Source organism: Acidimicrobiia bacterium (assembly GCA_009694375.1).
Classification (GTDB): domain Bacteria; phylum Actinomycetota; class Acidimicrobiia; order Acidimicrobiales; family VFJN01; genus VFJN01.
Genome location: SHVB01000002.1, coordinates 71,876 through 94,653 on the forward strand (window position 1 = coordinate 71,876; position 22,778 = coordinate 94,653).

Here is a 22,778-nt window from a genome sequence, read left to right on the forward strand (position 1 = left end):
GGTGAAACCGGTTTCAGTCGCTGGCGGCCGCCACCGCGAGGGCATCAGACCACGAGGCGCCGGTTTCCACCAGCGAGCGCCACCGCATCACCTTGGCGGGCTGGTTCATGCCGAGCACCCCCACGATACGGCCTGCTCGTCCATAGAAGGCCACGAAGCGGCGGTCCTCCAGACGACCAGATACCACCTCAACGATGTCCTCGGGCGAGGCCAGGCCCGCTAGTTGGATCTTGCGGTCGTATTGGTCGCTCCAGAACCACGGCACCGGCGTGTAGGGCGTCGCGTCCCCCAACAGGGTGCGGGCGGCGTGCTCTCCCATCTCGATGGCGTTATCCCAGTGCTCTACCCGCATCACTTCATCAAAGCGTTCGTTCGGCCACCGGGCCACGTCGCCGGCGGCCACCACCCCGGGGGCGGCGAGGCAGGTGGCGTCGCACACAATCCCGTTGTCAAGGGTTAGGCCGCTTCCCTCCAACCACTCCGTGTTCGGGCTCACGCCGATGCCCACCACCACGAGGTCCACCTCCAGCACACTTCCGTCGCTGAGGCGGATCCGCTCCACCCGATCGGATCCCTCGATCAGCACCACCCCCACCCCAAGGTGCACGTCGACGCCATGATCGCGATGGAGGTCGGCCACCACTGCGCCCATCTCGGGTCCGAGGCTGCGTTCGAGCGGAACCGTTAACGCCTCGATGAGGCTCACTTCAATGCCCAGGCTGCGGGTGCTCGCGGCCACCTCCGCCCCGATGAACCCGGCCCCCACCACCACCACTCGACGAGGTCCGGCCTCCAACGCGGCGCGAATGGCGATGCTGTCGTCGAGGCTGCGCAATGTGTAGACCCCTTCGAGATGATCGGTGCCCGGGAGTCGCCGGGGGGTGGCACCGGTGGCGATCACCAGGCCGTCGAAGCCCAGCCGTTCCCCGCCGCCCAGGAGCACCGAACGCTCCTCGAGTTCGAGGCCGGTGGCGCTTTCCCCCAGGCGCCACTCCAGGCCGAGGTCGTCGATGGATCCTGAGGCGACCGCCAACGCGGTGGCCTCAGGATCCATAGCGCCGGTGAGCACCTGCTTGGACAACGGCGGGCGGTCGTAGGGACGGTGAGGCTCGTCACCGACCACGGTGATGTCCCCTTCGTGCCCGCGTGCCCGTAACTCCTCCGCGGCCCGCAGTCCGGCCAGGGAGGCCCCCACGATCACAATTCGATCAAGACTCATCGCCGATCGCGGCTAGCCCTCAATGACGATGGCCTGCTTCGGGCAGCGCCTCGCCGCTTCTTCCACCTTGGCCCGCAGTTCCTCCGCTGGCTCGTCCTGCAGCACGTAGAGGAAGTCGTCGTCGCGCACCTCGAAGACCTCGGGGGCGGCGGTCATACAGAGGGCATTACTCTCACAAAGGTCATAGTCAACAACGATGCGCATGGGTTCTTCTCCTCGGGCGACAACGGATGCGGATGGCGTACGCGGAACCTAGTCTGCCGGAGCCATGCCGCTATCTTCCGACTGCCTCCGGCTCGCTGAAGCCCGCCGGATCGCCCTGCATGCGCAGGGGTTCAACGATCCCGCCCCACGAGGCCGTATCGACCGTCGCCTCTTTCGACGGGTGCTTGATCGGGTGGGTGTGGTGCAGATCGACTCCGTGAACGTGCTCACCCGGTCGCACGAACTGCCGTTTCTGGCCCGCCTGGGGCCCTATGACCGACCGGCCTTGGCGGAGTGGCTGTGGGGCAGCGGTGAGGTCTTTGAGTACTGGGGTCACGAGGCCTCGCTACTGCCGGTAGCCCTTCATCCCTGGCTGCGGTGGCGGATGAGCGAGCAGCACCCCTGGGGTGGAGTGCGCTCATTCCAGACATCCCATCCAGGCCTCGGTGACGCGGTGCTGGAGGCTGTGCTCGAACACGGGCCCATCGCCCTGGGGGACCTCCATCAGCTTGGCGATGCCATCAAACGTCCGCCGCCGAAACCCGGGGCGATGTGGAACTGGACGCCGGCCAAGAAAGCCGTGGAAGGGTTGTTCTGGAACGGGGAGGTGGCGGCCCTTCGTAACCCCCAGACCTTCGAGCGGCTCTACGCCGCTCCTGCCCGGGTGATCCCCGCCGCCATCTTGGCCCAGCCCACGCCCTCCGCCGAGACCGCCATGAAGCACCTGCTCCTGCGGGCCGCCCGCAGTCTCGGGGTGGCTACCGCCCGCAGCCTCGCCGACTACCACCGTCTAGCCATCGTGCCCGCCCGCCGCCTCGTGGCCGAACTCGCCGCCGAGGGGGCCCTGCGACCAGTAGCGGTGCAGGGATGGCGCCAGGAGGCCTTCCTGCACCCCGATGCCCACATGCCCCGGGCGGTGCCCACCTCGGCGCTGCTGTCCCCGTTCGACTCCCTCATCTGGGATCGTCAACGCACACAGGACCTCTTCGATGTTCGCTATCGCATCGAGATCTATGTGCCCGCCGCCCAACGGGTGCACGGCTATTACGTACTGCCGTTTCTTCGCGACAGCGCGCTGGTGGCGCGGGTGGACCTCAAGGCCGACCGAGCGACGGGGACACTGCTCGTGAGAGGCAGTCATGCCGAGCCCCCCTTCGATCCGGAAGCCGACCTGCCGGCCCTGGCCGAACGGCTCCGGGAACTGGCGGGCTTCCTTGGACTGAGCGAGGTGCGGGTGGAACGGCGCGGCGATCTGGCGGCGGCGCTGGCGGCCGTCGTCTAGATCCGGGTGAGCACGTCGCAACCGTCGGCGGTGACCACCAGCGTGTGCTCGAACTGGGCCGTGCGCTGCCGGTCGACGGTCACCGCCGTCCAGCCGTCGTCCCACAGGTCGTGATCCCACGCCCCGATGGTGATCATCGGTTCGATCGTGAAGGTCATGCCCTCTTCGATCAGCCGGGTGAGGCGCGGATCGTAATAGTGCGGAACGTGCAGATCCGTGTGGAACTGCTCACCGATCCCGTGTCCCACGAAACTGCGCACCACGCCGAACCCATGGGCCTCGGCGTGTTCCTGGATGGCGGCCCCGATCACGTTGAAGGGGCGCCCGGGCCGCACCTGGGCGATGGCGCGGTCGAGACACTCACGGGTTACCTCCACCAGGCGGCGACTCGGTGCATCCACCTCACCCACGAGGAACGTGGCGTTGGTGTCGCCGTGCACGCCGTTGAGAAAAATGGTGACGTCGAGGTTCACGATGTCGCCGTCGAGCAGCGCCCGGTCGTCGGGGATGCCGTGACAGATGACCTCGTTCACCGAGGTGCACAGCGACTTGGGGAAGCCGTTGTAGTTGAGCGGGCTGGGGTAGCCACCGCGGTCGATGCAGGCCTGGTGGCAGTACGCGTCGAGGGCGTCGGTGGTGATGCCCGGGGCAACCGCGGCTCCCGTCTCGGCCAACACCTCCGCCGCCGCCCGGCCCGCCACGCGCATCCGCTTGATCACCTCGTCGCTTTGTACGGGATTCTCGGGGCGGCGCACGGGCTGGCCGGACTCGGCGTAGGGCGGTCGGCCGATTTCGGGGGGCACGCTACGCATGGGGCTCTGGTGGCCGGGCGCGATGTTGGTGCTGCTGACCTTGTGACACCGCTTGAACTTCTTGCCACTCCCACACCAGCAGGGGTCGTTGGCCTTGAGGCTTCTATGGGCCCGGGGGGAAGGGTCGGTCACGGTTCCTGAGGCTATCGGTGCCACCATGGGTAGGTGCCTTCTCTTGATCCGCTGCCCACCGTACGAGTGGAAGCCGTCGAAATCCTGCGGATCCCGATGCGGCTCACCACCCCGCTGCGCACCGCCGCCGGGACGGTGAGCGAACGAGATGTGGTGCTGATCCACGTGCTGGCCCGGGAGGCAGAGGGGTGGGCCGAACTGGTGGCCGAAGCGGAACCCACCTACTCCCCCGAGTTCACCGACAGCGCCATCACCGTGTTGCTCAACCATCTCCTGCCCCGAGCCGCGGCGGGACCGATGGGTGATGCCCTCGCCCTTGGTCCCCATCTCGATGCCGTACGAGGCCACCCGATGGCCAGGGCCGCCCTCGAACTGGCGATCCTGGATGCGCAACTGCGCCAGGCCGATCGTTCGCTGAGTAACTGGCTGGGCGCCACCGCTACCCACGTTCCCGCCGGGGCGGCCCTCGGGTTGCACGAGCGAGTTGAGGATCTACTGGCCGAAGCCGACGCCGCCGTGGCACTCGGGGCCAGCCGACTCCGGGTGAAGATCGCCCCGGGATCGGCGGCTGAACCACTACGTGCCTTGCGAGCCCATGGGGGCCCGCAGTGGTTGTTGCAGGCCGATGCCAACGGTTCGTTCGCCCTGAACGATCCCGAACTGGACGAGATCGACGAGGTGGGCCTCGTGTGCCTCGAGCAACCACTCGACCCCAACGATCTGCTGGGGCATGCCGCCCTCGCCCGACGACTCGTCACCCCGATCTGCCTCGATGAACCGTTGACCTCGCTCGGCGCTGTCGAAGCCGCCGTGGCCCTCGGGGCCTGTGAAGTCGTGTGCCTCAAGCCCGCTCGGGTGGGTGGGTGGATCAATGCCCGGGCCGTGCACGATCGCTGTGTCGAACTCGGCGTGCCGGTGTGGGTGGGCGGGATGCTCGAAACCGGCATTGGTCGAGCGGCCAACCTGGCGGTGGCTGCCCTGGCGGGGATGGCCTTCCCCGCCGACCTCGACCCCCGGGGCCGGTTCGATCCGGATCTGGCCGATCGGCGGACGCCGGTGGACGGGCTGATTGCCGTACCCACCGGTCCCGGCACCGATGCTGTTCCCGATCTCTCGCAATCACCCCCCGGGGCCGTGGTGGGATCGTGGACACCCTCAGACCACTAGGGCCGCCCGTAGTTGCTCGATGGTGGCGGCGGACACCCCGATTCCGGTCACATAGCCCACCATGGAACCAAAGCGCTCATCTACCGCCTCCAGAAACCCCTCCATCGCCCCCGGTGGGGCTTCGAGATACTCCGGCGGCTCGCTCCTCATCGCGTCGATGGCCTCGGGGTAGGTGACATTGAGCCAGTTGACGAAGGCCGCCATGGCTCCGGCGGTGGCGTGGTAATCGTCGATGATCTCTGCGGCGGGCACCCCGAGGAGCCCGAGCAGCACTGCGGCGGTCACCCCGGTGCGGTCCTTCCCCGCCGCGCAGTGGAAGAGCACGGTGGAGCCCTCAGCCACGATCTCCACGATGCGAGCAAGTGACCCGGCCCCTTCCTCGAGCATGGCGAGGTAACGGTTGCATAGGAACTCCGCCGCCCCGTGGGTGGGCGTGAGGTCGTCATCGGACCACATGCGTTTCAGGATCGGCAGCGAGTGCCACCGCAGCGGATAGTCCTCGATGGGGAAACGCCCGCTGCGCTCGATCTCACCGAGAGTTCGCAGATCGATCACGGTCTCCAACCGCAGCGCCCGCGCCCGGTCGAGATCCGCTCCCGCTAACCGCTGCACCCCATCGGCGCGATAGAGAACGCCCCGCCGGGTGAAGCCCCCCGACTCGGTGGGCAGTCCGCCGAGATCACGCACGTTGAACACGAGATCAAAAGAGATGCTCCGGTCGGTGGCGGCGGGCGGGGCAGCCGGGTCACCGGGGGGCTTATCCACCAGTTGAACGTAGCGGCTACCGCCCCTCATTACGACGCCGTCTCGGGCTCCCGCGCCGCGCCGGCGGCTACGCTGGGACTTCGGACCCCGCCCAAAGGACAACGTTGTGGGCGACGCCCCCTTAGAGATCTCCTGGTTTGCCCCTTCGTGCTGGGGTGATACCGCTCGGGTGGGGGTGGCAGACCCCACGCGCGCCGCCACCTTCGCTTACAACCGTCGGGTGGTGGAGTTGGTAGACCGCCTCGGCTTCCTCAACGTGCTCATCCCTAGTTCCTTCGTGCCCGGCATGGACCCCTGGACCCTCGCCAGCGCTCTGGCGCCCTCCACCACTCATACCCGGTTGCTGCCGGCGGTGCGAGTGGGGGAGTTCGACCCCCCCATGTTTGCCCGGGCGGCCACGGCACTCCAGCAGATCCTGGGCGGGCGGCTCACCGTGAACATCATCTCCAGCGAGTTGGCCGGCGAGACCCTTGGGAGCACCGAGCGCTACCAGCGCACGGCCGAAGCGATGGCCCTGCTCAAAGCGTTCTGGTCCGACGATCATGTGCACCACCAAGGCCAGTGGTGGAACTACGACCTGCCCACCACCGCCACCCATACCGCCACCCCCCCGCCGCTCTACTTCGGGGGCACCTCCGAGCCCGCTCGCGAAACCGCCGCCGAGCACGCCGACGTGTACCTCATGTGGATCGAGACGGTGGCGTCATCGGCCGCCCTGGTCGCCGACATGCAGGCGCGCGCGGCCCGGCACGGCCGCACACTGCGCTTTGGCCTCCGCACCCACGTGATCGTGCGCCCCACCGAGGCCGACGCGCGCGCCGCCGCCGCCGCCGTGATCAGCGAACTCGACCCTGAGGTGGGCCGGAGGCTCAAGGAATCGTCCCACGACCACGCCTCCGACGGCGTGCGTCGCCAGGACAGCTTGCGGGGTTCCGCTGGCGAGGACGGCTTCGTGGAAGAGGCGCTGTGGACCGGGATTGGCGTGGCCCGTAGCGGCGTGGGCGCCGCCATCACCGGCAGCGCCGATCAGGTCGAAGCCAAGATTCGGGCCTACGCCGACCTCGGCATCGAATCGTTCATCCTCTCCGGCTACCCCCTCGACGACGAAGCCCAGCGCGTGGCCGACCTCCTCTTGCCCCGCTTCACGCTCGGCGCCATCGAGATCTAGCCCGCTCCCGCCCGCTATTGGGTGGCGAGGTCCACGCGGTCGGTGTCCTCGGTGCGCTTGGTCCGACCCGCCACCTCAATCACGACCCGCTGAAGCACCCCGGCGGTGACCTCAGCCCGACCGTGGAGCGCCGGGCTGATCGGCCCGGTGGGCTGGTAGCCCACCGCGAAGGTGGTGGCGCCGTAGGTCAAGGGAGTGCGCCGCGGCACCACCCCCTCGCCTACCGGAATGTCGCCGTACCACAGGGCGATGGTGAGGCGACCGGATTCGCCGCCCGTGGCGACGGCCCGCACCTCAACCACGCCCGCCGGCAGATCTACCTCGGCGGAGACCGTGGTGATGGTGGTCCCGAGGAAGTTATACCCGTAATGCAGTCGGCGATTCTGGAGGTAGAGCGCGTACCCACCGGCTTGGCTTCCGTGGGCCGCTATCACGCCCTCCACCGGCCCGGCTTCGGGCACGGTGAGGGCCGCGGCGATCACGAAGTCGCGCCGCTTCAGGTTGGGGGCCATCACCTCGGAGAGCGGACCGATGACCGGACCGAACTCGTATCGGAGCCGACGGAATCGCGAGTCGGTGTGTTTCGTAGGTTCATTGTTGAGCGGGAGGACCTGATATTTCTCCGCTTCTTCCCACCACCGCGCCTTCATCTTGGCCAACTGTTCGGGCTCTGCCTCGGCGAGATCCACCATCTCGGAGAAGTCTTCCGCCACGTGGTAGAGCTCCCACACATCCTCGTCGAAGGGATGGTTCACATCGGTGCCGTCGTACACGATGAACGGCGTCGGATGGAACACCACCGCCTTCCAGCCGTCGTGATAGAGCGCCCGCGAGCCGAACATCTCGTAGTACTGCGTGATATGGGCCGATGGGCCGCTGTCGTCGTTCAGCAGCGCCGGGGCAAAACTCACCCCTTCGATGGGCAACTGCTCAATGCCGTTGATCATGGCGGGTGACTCGATCCCCACGAGCTCCAGGAGGGTAGGCATCAGATCAATGGCGTGCACGTATTGATGGCGAATCCCGCCCGGCCCGAAGCGCTTCGGCCAGTGCACGAGCATCGGGTCCGCTACCCCACCCTCATGGGTGTCGCGCTTGAAGCGCTGGAGTGGCGTGTTGCCCGCCCAGGCCCAGCCCCACGGGTAGTGGTTGCTGGAGCTAGGGCCGCCGAGTTCGTCGATGCGGTCGAGGTTCTCCTCAAGACTTTCCGGCACGAAGTTGAAGAAATAGGCCTCGTTGAAGGAGCCCTGGGCGCCGCCTTCGGCGCTGGCACCGTTGTCGCTCATCACCACCACGATGGTGTCGTCGAGTTCACCAAGTTCATCGATCGCGTCGAGCACCCGGCGCACCTGGGCATCGGTGTGGGTAAGGAAGCCGGCGTAAACCTCCATCATTCGGGCGTAGAGGTGGCGCTCATTGGCATCCAAAGAGTCCCAGGGGGGCACCCACGATGGGCGCGGCGACAGAACGGTGTTGGGAGGCAGGAGACCCGAGTCGATCTGGCGGGCGAAGACCTCCTCGCGCCACGCATCCCAGCCCTGATCGAACTGCCCGCGGTAGGCCTCGATGTAGGCCGCCGGTGCCTGATGCGGTGCGTGGCAGGCCCCGGGGGTGAACCACAGGAAGAACGGTTTGTCGGGTGACGTGGCTCGCAGGTCGTGCAAAAACAGCCGGGTCTTGTCCACTAGGTCTTCGGTGAGGTGGTAGCCCTCCTCGGGGGTCTTGGAAGGCTCCACGGGATGGTTGTCGTACACCAGTTCAGGGTGGTACTGGTCGGTTTCGCCGCCCAAGAACCCGTAGAAGCGTTCGAACCCGCGACCCAGAGGCCACTTGTCGCGCGGGCTGCCCATGGTCATCTCCGTGGCTGGCGTGAGATGCCACTTGCCCACCGCAAAGGTGGCGTAGCCCTCGCCCAGCAAAATCTCGGAGAGAAAGCCGTTCTCCTTCGGGATGGTGGCGTTGTAGCCCGGGAACCCCGCCGCCAACTCCACCACCCGGGCCATGCCGTTGGAATGATGGTTCCGTCCGGTCAGGAGACACGCTCGCGTGGGTGAGCACAAAGCCGTCGTGTGATAGTTCGAGAACTGATGCCCGGATTGGGCGAGCCCATCGAAGCAGGGCGTGGCGATGTCGGATCCGTAGCAGCCGAACTGGGCGTAGCCCACGTCGTCGAGGAGTACCACCACAATGTTCGGTGCGCCCACTGGGGCCGTTTTCACCGGCGGCCACCAGGCCTCTGAATCCTCGTAGGTGCGGCCGATCACTCCTTGAAACTCGGGGCGGGGTTCGCTCATGGGGGAAGTGTGGCATTTCTGGTTCAGCCGAACCGTTTTCATCCGGACCAAACCTCCCAAGAGCGGACCCGTTCGGATAGCCTCCACGGCCATGAGCAGGCACGTTCTAGGCAGCTGCCGGGAAGCCTCGCTCGCCAGGATGACGGCCGGACCCATCTCGTGACTTCTCCTACCGGGACGAAGGCGGCCAACCCCACGCGAACGGGAACCGCCGGGATGGTGCTCTCGGCGTTGGTGGCCTGCCAGTTCGTGATGGTGCTCGATACCTCGGTTATGAACGTGTCGATGGTGGAGGTGGCCAAGGACCTCGGGACCGACATCACCGGCATCCAAACCGCCATCACCATGTACACCCTCGTCATGGCGTCGTTCATGCTCACCGGCGGCAAGTTGGGGCAGCTCCTCGGCCGCAAACGGGCCTTCATCATTGGCTGCGTGGTCTACGGGGCCGGGTCGCTCACCACCGCGCTATCCCAAAACCTCGTCATGCTGCTGGTCGGATGGTCGCTGCTCGAGGGTCTCGGAGCGGCCCTGATCCTGCCCGCCATCGTGGCCCTGGTGGCCTCCAACTTCACCCAGGACGAGCGCCCCCGGGCCTACGGGATACTGGCGGCGGCAGCCGCCGTGGCGGTAACGGCTGGGCCCCTCATCGGCGGTCTCTTCACCACCTACCTCTCGTGGCGTTGGGTATTCCTTGGTGAGGTGATCGCCCTGCTGGGCGTCCTGGTCGTCGCTCGACGCCTCAGCGATACACCGCCGACGCCAGGGACGCGGCTCGACCTCGGAGGCACCCTGGCGTCGGCGGTGGCTTTGGGGCTCTTCGTCTTCGGGCTCCTGCGCTCCAGCGCCTGGGGGTTCATCGAACCCAAGCCAGGGGCCCCCGAATGGTTTGGGCTGTCCCCGTCGTTCTGGCTCATGGTGGCCGGCGGAATCGTGGCCCGGCTCTTCTTCATCTGGGAAGATCGGGTTATCGAGCGGGGCAAGGAACCCCTGCTCGACCCGGTGCTGCTCGAAAACCTCGCGCTGCGGGCAGGCATGCTGGCGTTCTTCTTCCAGTTTCTCCTGCAGTTCGGCCTCTTCTATTTGATCTCCCTGTTCCTCCTGGTGGCTCTGGGCCTCTCGCCCATCGCTGCCGGCTTGCAACTCATGGCCTTTTCCATCACCTTGCTGGCAGCCGCGTTGGGGGTGCCGAAGCGCTTCCCCGATGTCTCGCCGCGCCGCGTGGTGCGCCTGGGGTTTGCGGCGTTCGTCGTGGGCCTTGCCACGCTCATCATGGCGCTCAACGTGGGCTCGGGGCCCGAGGTCGTGACCTGGCCGTTGCTGATTGCTGGCCTGGGGGCGGGGATGCTGGCCTCGCAACTCGGAAGCGTCACCGTCTCGTCGATGCCCGACGACCGCGCCGGCGAGGTGGGTGGGTTGCAGAACACGGCCACCAACCTCGGCTCATCGATCGCCATTGCCCTCACCGGTGCTGTGCTCATCAGCGCCCTCACCACCTCGTTCCTTACCGGTATCCAAGAGAACCCCGACATTTCCGAGGCCTCCTTGGCCAGCGCCGAGGTGGAACTGGGGGCGGGGATTCCCTTCCTCTCCGACCAGGACCTCACCGCCGCCCTGGATGAGGCCGGGGTGCCGCCCGACGCCGCCGCATCCATCGCCGCCGTGAACACCGCCGCCCGGGTGCGGGCCCTCCAGAGCGCGTTGGGAGTGCTGTTGCTCATCGCCGTCGTCGCCCTGTTCACCAGCGGAAAGGTCCCCGCCCACCAACCCGGTCACCGCCCACCCCCAGCCTGATCGCCAGGGCCACCCCGACCCGGCGCGTCCATCGCACCGGGTGCCACCAAGAGAATTCTGGTGGAGATAACCTCACACAATGCGAACCGCCTCGCGCTTGTCGCGGGCGAGGCAGCGGCGTTGCAGAGCGGCGCCAGCAGGGATGACCGTCGATAGTCGGCGAGGGCCGCCCAGCACCCCATGCCCCGGCGTCACCCCGCCTCGACGACTGGGTTGCCTCCTGCTTGCAACGGATGGACTCATGGGTAGGCGTGACCGTTGACCTGCAACTCGAGGTCGCCCGCCCAACCGCTGACGAGCGCTTGAGCCCCTCGTAGGAGCCTCACCCAGGGCTGGAAACCAGAGCCGCAATCGTCGCTAACCAGGCGAGGACGCCTGGGGCCAAGGCGCTGGCCCGGGAGAACCTACGGGCGAGCAGGGGCGCTGCGACGAAGGCTCCCGTCATCGCGAGAAACCCGATGATCAGGACGTTCTCGGGCCGGTCACATGCGGCCGGGCAAGCCGGAAGGGTACAACGATTGTTCGTAGTGCATATCTCCGTGAGCATCGCTGCGAACACCCCGGCCGTTATGGAACTGAGGAACCAAAACGGGGCGGCAAACCGAACGAACAGCAGGGTCCGACCACGGTTGTCGGCCCGCCAGGCCAGCATCGCCATCACCGTCATAACGGCCAGCCCCCCGAGCACGACCACCGCGCAAGTTTACGCCAACAAGACAATGGTGGAGGTGATGGGACTCGAACCCACGGCCTCTTCGATGCGACCGAAGCGCTCTAGCCAACTGAGCTACACCCCCGCAGGGACCCTCAGGCTAGCGCGCTCGCCCTAGCGGTTAGAACCCGGGTCAGTTGCCGTAACGACGAAGGTCGGCGGGCTCCTCCACGCGGGGCGTGGGCGGGGCGATGTAGCGCACCTTTTCATCACGCTCCATGCTCTGCTGCTGAAGGCTCACGAGCAATCCCACGTAGGCCAGGAACAGCCCGGCGACCACGAAATTGAGGGTCCACGCCAGCCCGCCCACGACCAAGGCGAGCAGGAAGGTAACCCCCACCGCGGCGAGAAGGTAGACGAACACATCACGGCGGTGGCGGCGAGCGTCGCTGCGGCGGCGTTGGCCCGACGGCGACCCGGACGAGCGGTGGGCGAGTTGGCTGACGTTGGAACGCCGGTCGTAACTCTGGTTGTCGTAGTGGCCGACATCCAACCGGGCGGGGCTCGTGCGAGCGGCACCGGGGGTGGTGCGCTCCAGCACATGCAGTTGCTGGCGGAACGACGCGATGGACTCGCTAGGGCGATGTTCCCGACGTCCTTGAAGAAAAGGGGGTACCAATACTGCAGCCCAAACAAGGGCAAGGATAACGAGTACCAGCACTGTGGTCACGCTCCGGGGCCGTCCTTCGTGTATCAGGGAACGTAGTGGTCCGCCGCGCTCCGTTGGTGGATGCTGACCGACCCGCCACGATCCGGCGGTTTTGCAACATTCGGCGGGCACCCCTGAAAACTGAGGCCCGAACATTGCGGTTGGACTACGAATCTACGACGACAACGGCCGGGCCGCAAACGCTCTCCGTTCCGCCTGTCCACCGCCGCTAGAGCCCTGCTCTACGTGTCGGAACCACCGTCGTCGTCCCGAGGAGCCCGCCGATAGGCCCCGGAGCGACCCCCGGTTTTCTCCCACAGCGCCACATCACCAATCACCATGGACCGATCGGCGGACTTGCACATGTCGTAGATGGTGAGCGCCGCCACCGTGCAGGCAGTGAGGGCTTCCATCTCCACGCCGGTGCGGTCCACCGTGTCCACGGCGGCCTCCACCTCGATCCAGGTGTCTTCGATGCGGAAGTTCACCAACACGGCACCCACCAGCAACGGATGGCACAACGGGATCAGATCCGAGGTGCGCTTGGCGGCCTGGATGCCCGCCACGCGGGCCACCGAGAGCACATCACCCTTGCTCACCGCGCCGCGAGCCACCAACGCGGTGGTGTCGGCGTGCATGTGCACCCGGGCTCGGGCTACCGCCCGACGATGGGTGGCGTCTTTCGGGGTGACATCGACCATGCGGGCCCGGCCCAGCGGATCGAGGTGTGTGAGGCCGTGATCAGACATGTCCTCAGCCTACTTACCCACCGATCTGGCTCATAGACCGACGCGGCCGAACGAAGTGCACCTGGTTGATGGCATGCCCAGCCCATTTGGTCCCCACACACTCCTCGATGGCTCTCGAGAGGACATCGTCGGAGGCTCCCGAGCGCAGCAAACCGCGTAGGTCATGGTCCTGGATGGAAAAGAGGCAACTGCGCAGTTGGCCGTCAGCGGTGAGACGGATGCGATCACACTGGTCGCAGAATGGCCGCGTGACGCTGGGGATGATCCCCACTTCGCCCCGCCCGTCGAGGTAGCGGAACCGCTCGGCGGGCTCGCTGCCACGCGCCACCGCAGCGAGTGGAAACACCCGGTGGATGCGTTCGAGAATCTCTGCCTGCGGCACCACCTGATCGTTCTGCCAAGCCTCACCGCCATCGAGGGGCATGAACTCGATGAAGCGCACGATCACCCCTCGCTCTCGCCCGAAGCGAGCGAGGTCTTCGATCTCGTCATCGTTGGTGCCGCGCACCACCACCACGTTTACCTTCACCGGCGCCAGACCGGCTTGAACGGCCGCCTCGATTCCGTTGAGCACGTTGGTCAGTTCGTCCCGGCGGGTCATCTCGTGAAAACGCTCCGGCCGCAGCGAATCCAGCGACACGTTCACCCGGCGCAGCCCGGCGCCCACCAGTTCCGTCGCCATCGTGCGCAAGGTGGCGCCGTTAGTGGTGAGGGCGAGGTCTACCCGTAGCTGGGCCAGTTTGCTCACCAACACCGGCAGATGGGCCCGGACAGTGGGTTCGCCCCCGGTGAGGCGAATGGAGGTGATGCCGTGGCGCTCCACCAGCAACCGGGCCACCCGTTCCAACTCCTCGAAGGTAAGGACGTCCTCACGCGCCAGCCACGTCATGCCTTCCTCCGGCATGCAGTACGTACAGCGGAAATTGCACCGATCAGTGACGGAGATACGGAGGTCTCGATGCACCCGCCCGTACGAATCGACCAGTGGCCGAGGTACCTCGGTGGACGCGTCGGCGGTAGTCACCCCCGCAGGTTACGTCGTTTCGGCGACCCACCCCGGCGCCAGGCCCACCCGGGGATCAGACCTCCACCAGCAGCAGCACCCGCACCTCGCCCCCAGCGGGAATTCCCTCGCCGTCGGGGATCACCGCCAAGCCCTGAGCGCGGGCCATCGCGGTGAGGTGGTGGCTACCTTGGCCACCGGCCGAAACGACCTGCAGCGCCCCGTGCTCGTCGCGGGTGGCGACCACGCGAACAAAATGAGTCTTGCCATCGGGCGTGCGCGTAAAGGTTTCGCCGGCGGTGGCGGTCACCCGGGGACGGTGTAGATCCCCTCGCCCCGCCAGCCGCCGCAACGCCGGGCGGGCCAGCAACTCGAAACTCACCAGCGACGACACCGGGTTGCCCGGCAACCCCAGCACCGGCGTGAAACGATCCCCCACCTGTCCGAAGGCAAAGGGCTTGGCCGGTCGGATGGCGATCTGCATCCACTGCATGTCGCCGATGCGCTCGAGTACCACCTTCACCAAATCGATGTCGCCCATGGACACCCCGCCGGTGGTGATCACCGCATCGCAGGTGGCCGCCCCCGAGAGAATCGCCGCGGTGATGGCGGCTTCGTCGTCGGGGATGAGGCCCAGGTCCACCGCCATGCAACCGGTCTGGGCCACCAGTGCCAGCAGCATTACCCGGTTCGAGTCGCGTATCTGGCCGGGCCCGAGCGCCCCCCCGCCCCCCACTAGTTCGTCGCCGGTCGAGAGCACCCCCACGCGCGGGCGGGGGTGCACGAGCACCTCCCCTACGCCGATACTCGCCAGCACCCCGAGGTGGGCGGCGGTGATCACCTCAGCGGGGCCAAACACTGAATCACCCACCTGCAGGTCATCGCCCGCCGGCCGCACATGCCGCCCCGGTGGTACCACTACCTCGATCAGCACCCGGGCCCCGTCGGCCCGCCGTTGGGTTTGTTCCACCAGCACGATGGAGTCTGCCCCCTCGGGGATCGGCGCCCCCGTGAAGATCCGCATGGCTTCCCCGGGGCCGAGGGCCACCAGGGCGGGATGGCCGGCCGCCACCTCACCCACCACCGGCAACTCCACCGGCGCGCCCGCAGTATCCGCCGCCCGCAGCGCATAGCCATCCATCGCCGAGTTGGCGAAAGCCGGCACCGCCTCCGGCGAGATGACCGCTTCGGCCAAGACACAACCCACCGCCGCCATGGTCCACAGGCGAGCGGGGGCGAGGGGAACGACGCGTTCCAGAACATGGGCCTGGGCGTCGGCGAGGGAGATCAGACGATGCCCTGTTCGCGTACGTACCGGCTCAGCCAGGCACGGAAATCGGCGCCGACATCAGGATGGGCCAAGGCCAACTCCACCGTGGCGCGCAGGTAATCGAGTTTGTCGCCGATGTCGTAGCGACCCTCGCTGAAGGTGTAGCCGTACACGTCCCCGTCATCGAGGAGCTGGCCGATGGCATCGGTCAACTGCACCTCTCCCCCCGCCCCCGGCGGGGTGCGATCAATGGCCGCAAAGATCGACGGTGAGAACACGTATCGCCCCATCACACCCCAGGTGGAGGGAGCCTCTTGCGGCGCTGGCTTCTCCACGATGCTGCGCACCTGGAGGAGGCGCTCCTCCACCTGGTCGTAGGCGATGCTGCCGTAGGCGCTGATTTCCTCCGGTGGAAACTCCTTGCAGGCGATGATCGCCGACTGTCGCGCTTCGTGGTGGGCGATCATCTCCGCCAGCACGGTGGAGTGCTCGTCCATGATGTCGTCGCCCAACATCACCGCGAAGGAATCGTTGCCCACATGCCGGCGAGCCAGGCCCACCGCGTGGCCCAGGCCACGCGTCTCGCCTTGGCGGACGTAATGGATTTCGGCCAGGTTGGCGAGGGCGAGCACCTCCGCGAGCCGCGAATCCTGACCCTTGGCATGGAGTTCGGCTTCGAGTTCCACGTTGCGGTCGAAGTGATCTTCGATGGCCTTCTTGCTGCGCCCGGTGATGATCAGAATGTCTTCGATCCCCGAACGGGCGGCCTCTTCCACCACGTACTGGATGGCTGGCTTGTCGACGACGGGCAACATCTCCTTGGGCACCGCCTTGGTGGCGGGCAGGAAGCGCGTGCCGAGCCCGGCCGCGGGGATGACGGCCTTGCGCACAGAGGTCATGGAGCCAAGTTCTAGTCGCTCAGCGACGGTTCCTCACCCCGACGCAGCCGCCCGATGTTGTCGCGGTGACGTGTGACCACCACCACCCCGGCCGCCGCCCACATCGCCACCTCCGCCGGCGACTGCCCGATGAGGGCTGCGCCCACGGGCAATCCGGCCGCCACCACCAATGATCCTGCGGCGGCCACCCCGCTGATTCGCACGATCAACGCCCACGCCAACCCCAGCACCACCATCACCACCGGCAGCAGCACGAGGGCCGCCCCCACCATGGTGGCCACCCCCTTGCCCCCTCGAAACCCGCGCCTGACTGGTGCTACGTGGCCTACCACCGCCGCTAGGGCGCACCCCACCCCCAGCGCCCGCCCACCGATGGCCCAACCCATCCCCGCCGCCAGCGCCCCTTTGCCCACATCCCCCAACAGCACCACTGCCGCCGCCCGTCGCCCCAAGGTGCGCCAGGCGTTGGAGGCGCCCGGGTTACCCGACCCCTCCGTCGTGAGGTCTCGGCCGTAGCCCCGACCCACCACCAACGCGGTGGGCAACGTGCCCAGCAGGTACGCCGGCACGACCGCCACCCACCCAAGGTCCACACCAAGACCGTAGATGGGCGCGGAGGTGCGGCCCGGGACAGCCGACCGCTACGCTGGCACTCTCATGGTTTGAGTGCCAACGGTGCAGAGGACGTCGTGCCCACCTACGAATACCTGTGTAAGGACTGCGGGAACCAACTCGACGTCGTTCAGTCCTTCAGCGACGACGCGCTCACTACCTGTGCCCAGTGCGGGGGCACCCTTCGCAAGTTGTTCGGCAATGTCGGCATCTCCTTCAAGGGCAGCGGCTTTTACAAAAACGACAGTCGCGGCAAGGCCAAAACCCCCACCCCGGCCTCCAACGGCGACACCTCGGGCGGATCGAGTAGTTCCGACTCCACCAAGAAGACCGAGCCGAGCACCAGCCAGCCCAGCGACTCCGGCTCCAAGCCCAGCGACTCCGGCTCCAAGCCCAGCGACTCCGGCTCCAAGCCCAGCGACTCCGGCTCCAAGCCCAGCGACTCCGGCTCCAAGCCCAGCAAGTCCGGCTCCAAGCCCACCTGAGCGCACACCTTCCCCTCGCCCCGCCGCGCCACTAGCCTCGCGGAGGCTTCCCCCGCCCGGTCCCTCTCCCGTTGAGGAGACGCGCCTCCATGCGCCCCAAGCCATTGTCCCGCCGTCGGGTACGACCCGGTCTACTGCTGCGTCGGCAGCCCCGACTGCGCTGGGCGCTGGCGGCGGTGGCCGCGCTAGTCACCACCACCGCGGTGGCCAGCGTGGTGGAGCGTGCCGAACGGGCCCAGGAAGCGTGGGGCCCGGGTCGCCCCGCCGTGATCGTCACCCGCGACCTCGCCCCCGGCGACCGGCTCGACCTCTCCAACACCGACGTGGTCCAAACCCCCCGCGCCCTCATCCCCCCCGGGGCACCCAGCGCGTTGCCCTCCGACGCTCGCGTGCGGGCGAGGGTCTACCGCGGCGAGGTGCTGCTCGCCGCTCATCTTGCCCCGGCCGCGGCCACCGCCTTGAGCGCCCGCTTGTTGCCCGGGACACGGGCGGTAGCCATCCCCGCCGAACCCGCCACCACCCCTGCGCTCCACATTGGCGACCGCGTCGATGTGCTGGTGGCGCTTGCCCCCGAGGCCGCCGGCACCGGACCGCCCGGCTTTGCGGTAGCCCCCGCGGCGATGGTCGTCGGCGTGAGCGACACGGCCATCACCGTGGCGGTGGCCACCGCCCTCGCCCCCCGAATAGCCGTAGCCCTCGGCCAGGGAGCGGTCACCCTCGCCTTGGTGGCTCCCTAACCATCGCGGCTACCGCACCGCGTACAACCCGAGCACCGCCACTCCGAGGACCACCCGGTAAATCACGAACGGCGTGAAGGAGTGCGTCTTGAGCAGGCGCAACAGGCCCCAGACCGCCAGCCACCCCGTGATGCCTGAAGCCACCATCCCCCAGAGGAACGGGGCCAGGAACCCCTCGGGAATGCCACCGCCCTGCGCCACATCGGTGGCCGTGAACAACAAGGCTCCCACCGTGATCGGGATACTCATCAAGAACGCGAACCGAGCCGCCCCATCGCGCCCCAGTCCGGCCACCCGACCGGCGCTTATCGTCACCGCCGAGCGGGACACACCGGGCTGCAATGCCACGGCCTGGGCGAGACCGATGATCACCACATCACGAGCGGTCGCCTGTTCGAGTGCTCGGGTACCGGGGCGGCGGTCCGCCCAGCCCAGCACCAAACCAAACACGATGAGCATCGTGCCAATGAGCCAGATGGAGCCGGTGCGACGCTCGATCACCTCGCTGAACAAGGCGCCGGTAATCGCCGCCGGGATGGCCGAGGCCAGCAAGAACCACGCCAGTCGGAAATCCTGGGTGCCCTTCTGGGAGGGACGCAGGCCCGCCTTGAGATACCGCAGCAGATCATGCCGGAAGTAGGCCACCGCGGCGATCAACGTGCCGAGGTGCAGAGCAACGTCAAAGGTTTTTTCCAGCGATGGCTGACCGGCGAAGTCTTGCCAGCCGAACAGCCACGGCACGAGCAGGAGGTGCCCCGAGGACGAGATCGGCAGAAACTCCGAGAGGCCCTGGGTGATCCCGAGAACAATGGCGTGAAAGATCGACAAGAGATCAGGTGCCCGACAAGGCGATATCGGGAATCACCAACGTGACCCCACCGCTGCCGTCGGGCAGCCATTCGAGGTCGGCCCCCACCGCCGAGATGTCGAGTAAGAGACGCTGCAGGGTGGAGGCAATGGTGGCCTCGCGAATGGGCTCGGCCAACTCGCCGCCCTTCACCATGAGCCCCTCAACCCCCACCGAGAAATCGCCCGACACCGGATTGACCCCGGAGTGAAGGCCCGCCATGGAGGTGACGAACAACCCGTGTTCGATGGCCCCCAGCACCTCGTCGTGGGTGCCCACCCCCGGAGCCACGGCCAGGGCGCCGGCCCCCACGCCCGGGGTAGAGGAGATGCCGCGTTGGGCAGAACCGGTGGAGGCCGTGCCGCTGCGCCGACCGGTGTAACTGTTGTGCAGGAACCCCTCCAGCACACCGTTCACGACCAGTTCATTGCGGCGGCAGGCCAGACCCTCACCATCGTGAATCTCGGCGCCGAGCGAACGGGGGTCGGTAGGATCGTCGACAAAGGTCAGCAATGGGGAGGCGATCAGTTCGCCCACCCGCCCGGCGAAGGGGGATCGGCCCTTCAGCACCGCGCCGCCGTTCAACATCCCACCTACCAACCCCAAGATGGTGGCTGTCATCCGCGGCTCCAGCACCAGAGTGATCCGTTGGGTGGCCGGCTTGGTGGCGCCGAGGAGGCGAGTGGCCCGCAAGATGGCGTCATCGGCCGCTTCATCCACGGACAAATCCCCCACCTCACGACCCACCGAAAGACCAGCGGCAATCTGCGTCTCGCCGTCGCGTACGGCTAGAGCCTGCACGGCGAGATGACAGTTGCCGGCCCGGCCCCAAGCCCGAATCCCGGTGCTGGTGGCTACCGCACCTTCACCGCGGGCATCGGCGAACATCGCCACCCGCACCGAACGCACCCGCTCGTCGCGGCTGGTGGCGGCCCGCTCCAACTCGAGCGCCATCGCCACCTTGTCGGCGGTGGGAACGTGCTCGAGGCCCGCCGGCCACAAATCGAGGTTCGCCGGCGCGGTGCCATCGGGCTCCGCCAGCGCGTTGAACTCGTCGGGCTCGCCAAACTGAGCGTTGTCGCGCGCCTCGGTCAACGCGTCGAGCACCGCCGATTCATCGAGCGTGCCCGCGTAGGCGAAGCCCTCGCGATGGTCCACGATGACCCGCACCCCCACGCCCGCCGAACTGGCCTGAGTGAGGCTCTCCACCTCACCGCCGTACGCCTTCACCGAGGTGCTGGTGCCGCGGGCCACATAGGCCTCCACCTGCTCGGCGGGTCCGGCCATCTCCGCGATCCGCACGGCTACCGCGAGCAGGTCAGGTTGCTCCGGGGCCATCAGGCCGTGCCGCCGATGGTGAGGGCCGGTACTCGCATGGTGGGGATGCCATCGCCCACCGGCACGCCCTGGCCGTCTTTGCCGCACATGCCGGGGCTGCCCATGGCGAAATCGTGCCCCACGGCATCGATGGTCGACAGCACCGCGGGGCCATTGCCGATGAGATTGCCCTCACGGATCGGTTCGGTGATCTTGCCGTCCTCGATCAGATACGCCTCGGTCATCCCGAAGACGAAATCGCCGGTTGCCGTGTTCACCTGGCCACCGCCGAGGTGCGCCACGTACACCCCCGAGGGGGTGTCGGCCACGATCTGGGCGGGATCATCGGGCCCGGCGAGCACATAGGTATTGGTCATCCGCACCATCGGGAGATGCTTGTAACTCTGGCGGCGACCGTTGCCCGAGCGAGGACGGCCCTCCTTACGAGACCGCAGCAGATCCCACATGTAGTCGGTGAGAATGCCGTCCTCGATCAAGACATTGCGGGAGCCCAGCGAACCTTCGTCGTCGATGGCCAACGCACCCCATTCCTCGGCCATGGTGCCGTCGTCCACCAGGGTGATGCGTGGGTCGGCCACCCGTTCGCCCACGCGTCCCGCGAACACCGAGGCCCCTTTGGCCACCAGGTCGGCCTCGAGGCCATGCCCACACGCCTCGTGGAACAGCACTCCCCCACCGCCGGGCCCCATGACCACCGGCATCGTGCCCGACGGAGCGGGCCGGGCCGCCAATTTCAGCAGGGCACGCTCGGCGGCCTCTCGGGCCAGATCTTCAACATCGAAGCGGTCAAACAGTTCGAAGCCGATCGTGCGTCCCATGGACTGATAGCCGGTCTGCATCCCGGTGTCACCCGAGGCCACTGCCATCACCGTGAACAGCGTGCGCACTTGGTCGTCCTCGGTAAGCAGACCATCGCTGTTGGCCACGAGGATGCGTCGTCGACTGTCGCCGTAACGGGCGGTGACCTGGGTGATGGAGCCTCCCGCCCCTCGGGCAGCGTCGTTGGCCCGGCGCAGCAACTCCACCTTGCGGGCCTTCGCCACCTCTTCGGGGAGGATTTCGATCTCGTTGGGACGCGGCGCTGGTTGGCGGGTGAAGGCGATCTCCTGCACGCCACCACCACCGGAGAGGGCCGCCGCCCCCGCCGCGCCGGCGGCTTCGGCCAACCCGGCCACCGAAAGATCGGCGGTATGGGCGAAGCCGGTGGTCTCGCCCACGATCACCCGGATCCCCGCCCCGCGGTCCCGGCCGGAACTGAGGTTCTCCACCTTGCCGTCGTCGAACAGTGCATTCGAGGAGACCTTGTCCTCCACAAAAATCTCGGCAAAATCCCCGCCCGTGCGCAACGCCGTGCTCAGGGTCTGGCGAATAACGTCGTGATCGATCACCACGGCTCCTCTTGGCTGGTTGGTCGGGTTCCGGCGTATCGTAACCATGTGCCCCTGAGTCCCGGCCTCCACGGCCGCGCCACGTTGCTGGTGACCGCTGCCGATACTGCGCTCGCGCTGAAGTCTGGTGCCGTGGACGTGCTCGGAACCCCCCGGGTGGTGGCCCTAGCCGAAGAGGCCGCGGTGGCGTCGCTCGCCGAGCAACTCGCACCGGGCCAGACCACGGTGAGCATGCGCGTGCAGATCGACCACCTCGCGCCCATCAACGTGGGATCCTCCGTCACGGCGGAAGCCACCCTGGCCAACGTGGAGGGCCGTCGTCTTACCTTCACGGTGGCGGTGAGCGACCACTGCGGCCTGGTGGCCGCCGGCAAGGTCACCCGTGTGGTGGTTGAGACCGTCCACTTCCTCGAACAAGCGCGCTAGCCCGGCAGGCCCCATCCGGCACCGAGCGGTGTCACGTCTTCGGGTCGGGGTGGCGAGATGTTCACCGGTTCGCCGTAATCGAAGATTTCCATCACGATCCTCATAGAGGGCGGGTCGCCCGCCTCGACCGCAATGATCTCCAGACGGCGCGGCAACCCGTTGTCGTCGATCCAGACATCCATGGCACCCTCATCCGGGGCCCCTTCGGGGGAGGGAGCCGCCACGACGCGGTATTGCGTGGTGGGCACCCCCCGAATGAGTTCCTGACCCGCCACCGCTACCTCGCCCACCGCCTGGAGCTCGTCGAGCCACTGTTGCGGGTTGATGAGCCCCTCGGGCGGAAGCCCGACGAGGTTCTCGAACCCACCGGGAACTGCCGACGGAAGCGACCACCATCCACCGTCGGCATTGACCAGGCCGTCGAACAACGGCGATCGGACATAGGTGACATCAGCGACAACGATCACCTCGAAGGAGGCGTCGGCGAGTTCGGGGGCACGAGCCTCACCACCACCCGCCAGCGCCGCCAGGCCGCTGAAATCAAGGGAGAAGGAGGTGCGGCCCGTTCGGGAATCAAAGGCGCCGGTGCCGTGGATCATGAGCTCATCGCTGGCATCGCCGATCGTGATGGTCGACTCCCAACGCCCGGTGGCCGCATCAACCACGGCGGCGCCAGCCGCCCGCACCTCGGCGATGGGCGAGATCGCCGACGGGCCGTCGACATCATGAGAGCAGGCGGCTAGTAGCAATATCAGCGGGGCCGACAGGACCCGCAAGACAGAACCGGACATGAGCATCTCCCCGAGCCAATGGCAGGGTTGGGCAG

At 67.3% G+C, this 22,778-nt stretch carries 22 protein-coding genes and 1 tRNA gene; 7 read left to right on the top strand and 16 right to left on the bottom strand.

The window, feature by feature from the left end; translation table 11 throughout:
- Positions 1-13: 13 nt before the first annotated feature.
- Positions 14-1,219: a hypothetical protein gene (locus tag EXQ71_02000; GenBank protein ID MSO86277.1), complete on the bottom strand. Its 1,206-nt coding sequence runs from the start codon at positions 1,217-1,219 to the stop codon at positions 14-16.
- A 12-nt stretch (positions 1,220-1,231) separates the two neighbouring features.
- Positions 1,232-1,423: a ferredoxin gene (locus EXQ71_02005; protein MSO86278.1), complete on the bottom strand. Its 192-nt coding sequence runs from the start codon at positions 1,421-1,423 to the stop codon at positions 1,232-1,234.
- Between the two features lie 64 nt (positions 1,424-1,487).
- On the opposite strand from EXQ71_02005, the gene EXQ71_02010 reads away from it, so the two are divergent.
- Positions 1,488-2,705 (top strand): winged helix-turn-helix domain-containing protein, encoded by a 1,218-nt coding sequence (locus EXQ71_02010; protein MSO86279.1) that lies wholly within the window; start codon positions 1,488-1,490, stop codon positions 2,703-2,705.
- Here EXQ71_02010 and map read toward each other — a convergent pair.
- Positions 2,702-3,676 (bottom strand): type I methionyl aminopeptidase, encoded by a 975-nt coding sequence (gene map / locus EXQ71_02015; protein ID MSO86280.1) that lies wholly within the window; start codon positions 3,674-3,676, stop codon positions 2,702-2,704. The genes EXQ71_02010 and map overlap by 4 nt on opposite strands.
- Before the next feature lie 6 nt (positions 3,677-3,682).
- On the opposite strand from map, the gene menC reads away from it, so the two are divergent.
- Positions 3,683-4,816, top strand: a complete 1,134-nt coding sequence (gene menC, locus EXQ71_02020) for an o-succinylbenzoate synthase (protein ID MSO86281.1) — start codon at positions 3,683-3,685, stop codon at positions 4,814-4,816.
- Here menC and EXQ71_02025 read toward each other — a convergent pair.
- Positions 4,805-5,611 (bottom strand): tyrosine-protein phosphatase, encoded by an 807-nt coding sequence (locus EXQ71_02025; protein MSO86282.1) that lies wholly within the window; start codon positions 5,609-5,611, stop codon positions 4,805-4,807. The genes menC and EXQ71_02025 overlap by 12 nt on opposite strands.
- Between EXQ71_02025 and EXQ71_02030 the strand changes: the two genes are divergently transcribed.
- A complete protein-coding gene (locus tag EXQ71_02030; protein ID MSO86283.1) occupies positions 5,610-6,749 on the top strand; it encodes an LLM class flavin-dependent oxidoreductase in 1,140 nt (379 codons plus the stop codon). The two genes, EXQ71_02025 and EXQ71_02030, sit on opposite strands and share 2 nt — an antisense overlap.
- A gap of 14 nt (positions 6,750-6,763) precedes the next feature.
- Here EXQ71_02030 and EXQ71_02035 read toward each other — a convergent pair whose 3' ends face one another.
- Positions 6,764-9,043: an arylsulfatase gene (locus EXQ71_02035; GenBank protein ID MSO86284.1), complete on the bottom strand. Its 2,280-nt coding sequence runs from the start codon at positions 9,041-9,043 to the stop codon at positions 6,764-6,766.
- Positions 9,044-9,259: 216 nt separating this feature from the next.
- On the opposite strand from EXQ71_02035, the gene EXQ71_02040 reads away from it, so the two are divergent.
- Positions 9,260-10,837, top strand: coding sequence for an MFS transporter (locus tag EXQ71_02040; protein MSO86285.1), 1,578 nt, complete (start codon positions 9,260-9,262; stop codon positions 10,835-10,837).
- A gap of 720 nt (positions 10,838-11,557) precedes the next feature.
- Here the strand turns inward: EXQ71_02040 and EXQ71_02045 are convergent.
- From EXQ71_02045 to EXQ71_02075, 7 genes are all read right to left on the bottom strand, one after another.
- Positions 11,558-11,634 (bottom strand) — tRNA-Ala (locus EXQ71_02045).
- Between the two features lie 48 nt (positions 11,635-11,682).
- Positions 11,683-12,210 (bottom strand): hypothetical protein, encoded by a 528-nt coding sequence (locus EXQ71_02050; GenBank protein ID MSO86286.1) that lies wholly within the window; start codon positions 12,208-12,210, stop codon positions 11,683-11,685.
- Between the two features lie 230 nt (positions 12,211-12,440).
- Complete coding sequence (gene moaC, locus EXQ71_02055; protein ID MSO86287.1) at positions 12,441-12,947, bottom strand: cyclic pyranopterin monophosphate synthase MoaC; 507 nt, start codon at positions 12,945-12,947, stop codon at positions 12,441-12,443.
- A 13-nt stretch (positions 12,948-12,960) separates the two neighbouring features.
- On the bottom strand, positions 12,961-13,932 hold the full coding sequence (gene moaA, locus EXQ71_02060; protein ID MSO86288.1) for a GTP 3',8-cyclase MoaA: 972 nt from the start codon (positions 13,930-13,932) through the stop codon (positions 12,961-12,963).
- A gap of 94 nt (positions 13,933-14,026) precedes the next feature.
- The gene (locus EXQ71_02065) at positions 14,027-15,157 is read right to left on the bottom strand and encodes a molybdopterin molybdenumtransferase MoeA (protein MSO86289.1); all 1,131 of its coding nucleotides are present in this window, start codon (positions 15,155-15,157) and stop codon (positions 14,027-14,029) included.
- 80 nt (positions 15,158-15,237) lie between these two features.
- A complete protein-coding gene (galU, locus tag EXQ71_02070) occupies positions 15,238-16,119 on the bottom strand; it encodes a UTP--glucose-1-phosphate uridylyltransferase GalU (GenBank protein ID MSO86290.1) in 882 nt (293 codons plus the stop codon).
- Positions 16,120-16,130: 11 nt separating this feature from the next.
- The gene (locus EXQ71_02075) at positions 16,131-16,727 is read right to left on the bottom strand and encodes a glycerol-3-phosphate acyltransferase (protein ID MSO86291.1); all 597 of its coding nucleotides are present in this window, start codon (positions 16,725-16,727) and stop codon (positions 16,131-16,133) included.
- An 81-nt stretch (positions 16,728-16,808) separates the two neighbouring features.
- Here EXQ71_02075 and EXQ71_02080 point away from each other — a divergent pair, with 81 nt between their 5' ends.
- Positions 16,809-17,216 carry an FmdB family transcriptional regulator gene (locus tag EXQ71_02080; GenBank protein MSO86292.1) on the top strand — a complete coding sequence of 136 codons (408 nt, stop codon included), beginning with the start codon at positions 16,809-16,811 and terminating at the stop codon, positions 17,214-17,216.
- 89 nt (positions 17,217-17,305) lie between these two features.
- Positions 17,306-17,953, top strand: a complete 648-nt coding sequence (locus tag EXQ71_02085; protein ID MSO86293.1) for a hypothetical protein — start codon at positions 17,306-17,308, stop codon at positions 17,951-17,953.
- 9 nt (positions 17,954-17,962) lie between these two features.
- On the opposite strand, the gene EXQ71_02090 is transcribed toward EXQ71_02085, so the two are convergent.
- Genes EXQ71_02090 through EXQ71_02100 form a run of 3 tightly spaced genes read right to left on the bottom strand, consistent with a single transcriptional unit; the run spans position 17,963 to position 21,526 of the window.
- A complete protein-coding gene (locus EXQ71_02090) occupies positions 17,963-18,781 on the bottom strand; it encodes an undecaprenyl-diphosphate phosphatase (GenBank protein ID MSO86294.1) in 819 nt (272 codons plus the stop codon).
- Positions 18,782-18,785: 4 nt separating this feature from the next.
- Positions 18,786-20,138: a TldD/PmbA family protein gene (locus EXQ71_02095; GenBank protein MSO86295.1), complete on the bottom strand. Its 1,353-nt coding sequence runs from the start codon at positions 20,136-20,138 to the stop codon at positions 18,786-18,788.
- A complete protein-coding gene (locus tag EXQ71_02100; GenBank protein MSO86296.1) occupies positions 20,138-21,526 on the bottom strand; it encodes a TldD/PmbA family protein in 1,389 nt (462 codons plus the stop codon). The genes EXQ71_02095 and EXQ71_02100 overlap by 1 nt, the downstream gene beginning before the upstream one ends.
- Before the next feature lie 48 nt (positions 21,527-21,574).
- Between EXQ71_02100 and EXQ71_02105 the strand changes: the two genes are divergently transcribed.
- A complete protein-coding gene (locus tag EXQ71_02105) occupies positions 21,575-21,952 on the top strand; it encodes a thioesterase (protein ID MSO86297.1) in 378 nt (125 codons plus the stop codon).
- Here EXQ71_02105 and EXQ71_02110 read toward each other — a convergent pair.
- Positions 21,949-22,743, bottom strand: a complete 795-nt coding sequence (locus EXQ71_02110; protein MSO86298.1) for a hypothetical protein — start codon at positions 22,741-22,743, stop codon at positions 21,949-21,951. The two genes, EXQ71_02105 and EXQ71_02110, sit on opposite strands and share 4 nt — an antisense overlap.
- Positions 22,744-22,778 lie beyond the last annotated feature (35 nt).

Excerpts from the sequence above, each read along its gene's own strand:
- map (MSO86280.1), bottom strand. The coding sequence starts at position 3,676 with ATGGTGGCACCGATAGCCTCAGGAACCGTGACCGACCCTTCCCCCCGG.
- EXQ71_02040 (MSO86285.1), top strand. The coding sequence starts at position 9,260 with ATGGTGCTCTCGGCGTTGGTGGCCTGCCAGTTCGTGATGGTGCTCGAT.
- EXQ71_02005 (MSO86278.1), bottom strand. The coding sequence starts at position 1,423 with ATGCGCATCGTTGTTGACTATGACCTTTGTGAGAGTAATGCCCTCTGT.
- EXQ71_02000 (MSO86277.1), bottom strand. The coding sequence starts at position 1,219 with ATGAGTCTTGATCGAATTGTGATCGTGGGGGCCTCCCTGGCCGGACTG.
- EXQ71_02095 (MSO86295.1), bottom strand. The coding sequence starts at position 20,138 with ATGGCCCCGGAGCAACCTGACCTGCTCGCGGTAGCCGTGCGGATCGCG.
- galU (MSO86290.1), bottom strand. The coding sequence starts at position 16,119 with ATGACCTCTGTGCGCAAGGCCGTCATCCCCGCGGCCGGGCTCGGCACG.
- EXQ71_02110 (MSO86298.1), bottom strand. The coding sequence starts at position 22,743 with ATGTCCGGTTCTGTCTTGCGGGTCCTGTCGGCCCCGCTGATATTGCTA.
- moaC (MSO86287.1), bottom strand. The coding sequence starts at position 12,947 with ATGTCTGATCACGGCCTCACACACCTCGATCCGCTGGGCCGGGCCCGC.
- EXQ71_02085 (MSO86293.1), top strand. The coding sequence starts at position 17,306 with ATGCGCCCCAAGCCATTGTCCCGCCGTCGGGTACGACCCGGTCTACTG.
- EXQ71_02035 (MSO86284.1), bottom strand. The coding sequence starts at position 9,043 with ATGAGCGAACCCCGCCCCGAGTTTCAAGGAGTGATCGGCCGCACCTAC.
- EXQ71_02025 (MSO86282.1), bottom strand. The coding sequence starts at position 5,611 with ATGAGGGGCGGTAGCCGCTACGTTCAACTGGTGGATAAGCCCCCCGGT.
- EXQ71_02010 (MSO86279.1), top strand. The coding sequence starts at position 1,488 with ATGCCGCTATCTTCCGACTGCCTCCGGCTCGCTGAAGCCCGCCGGATC.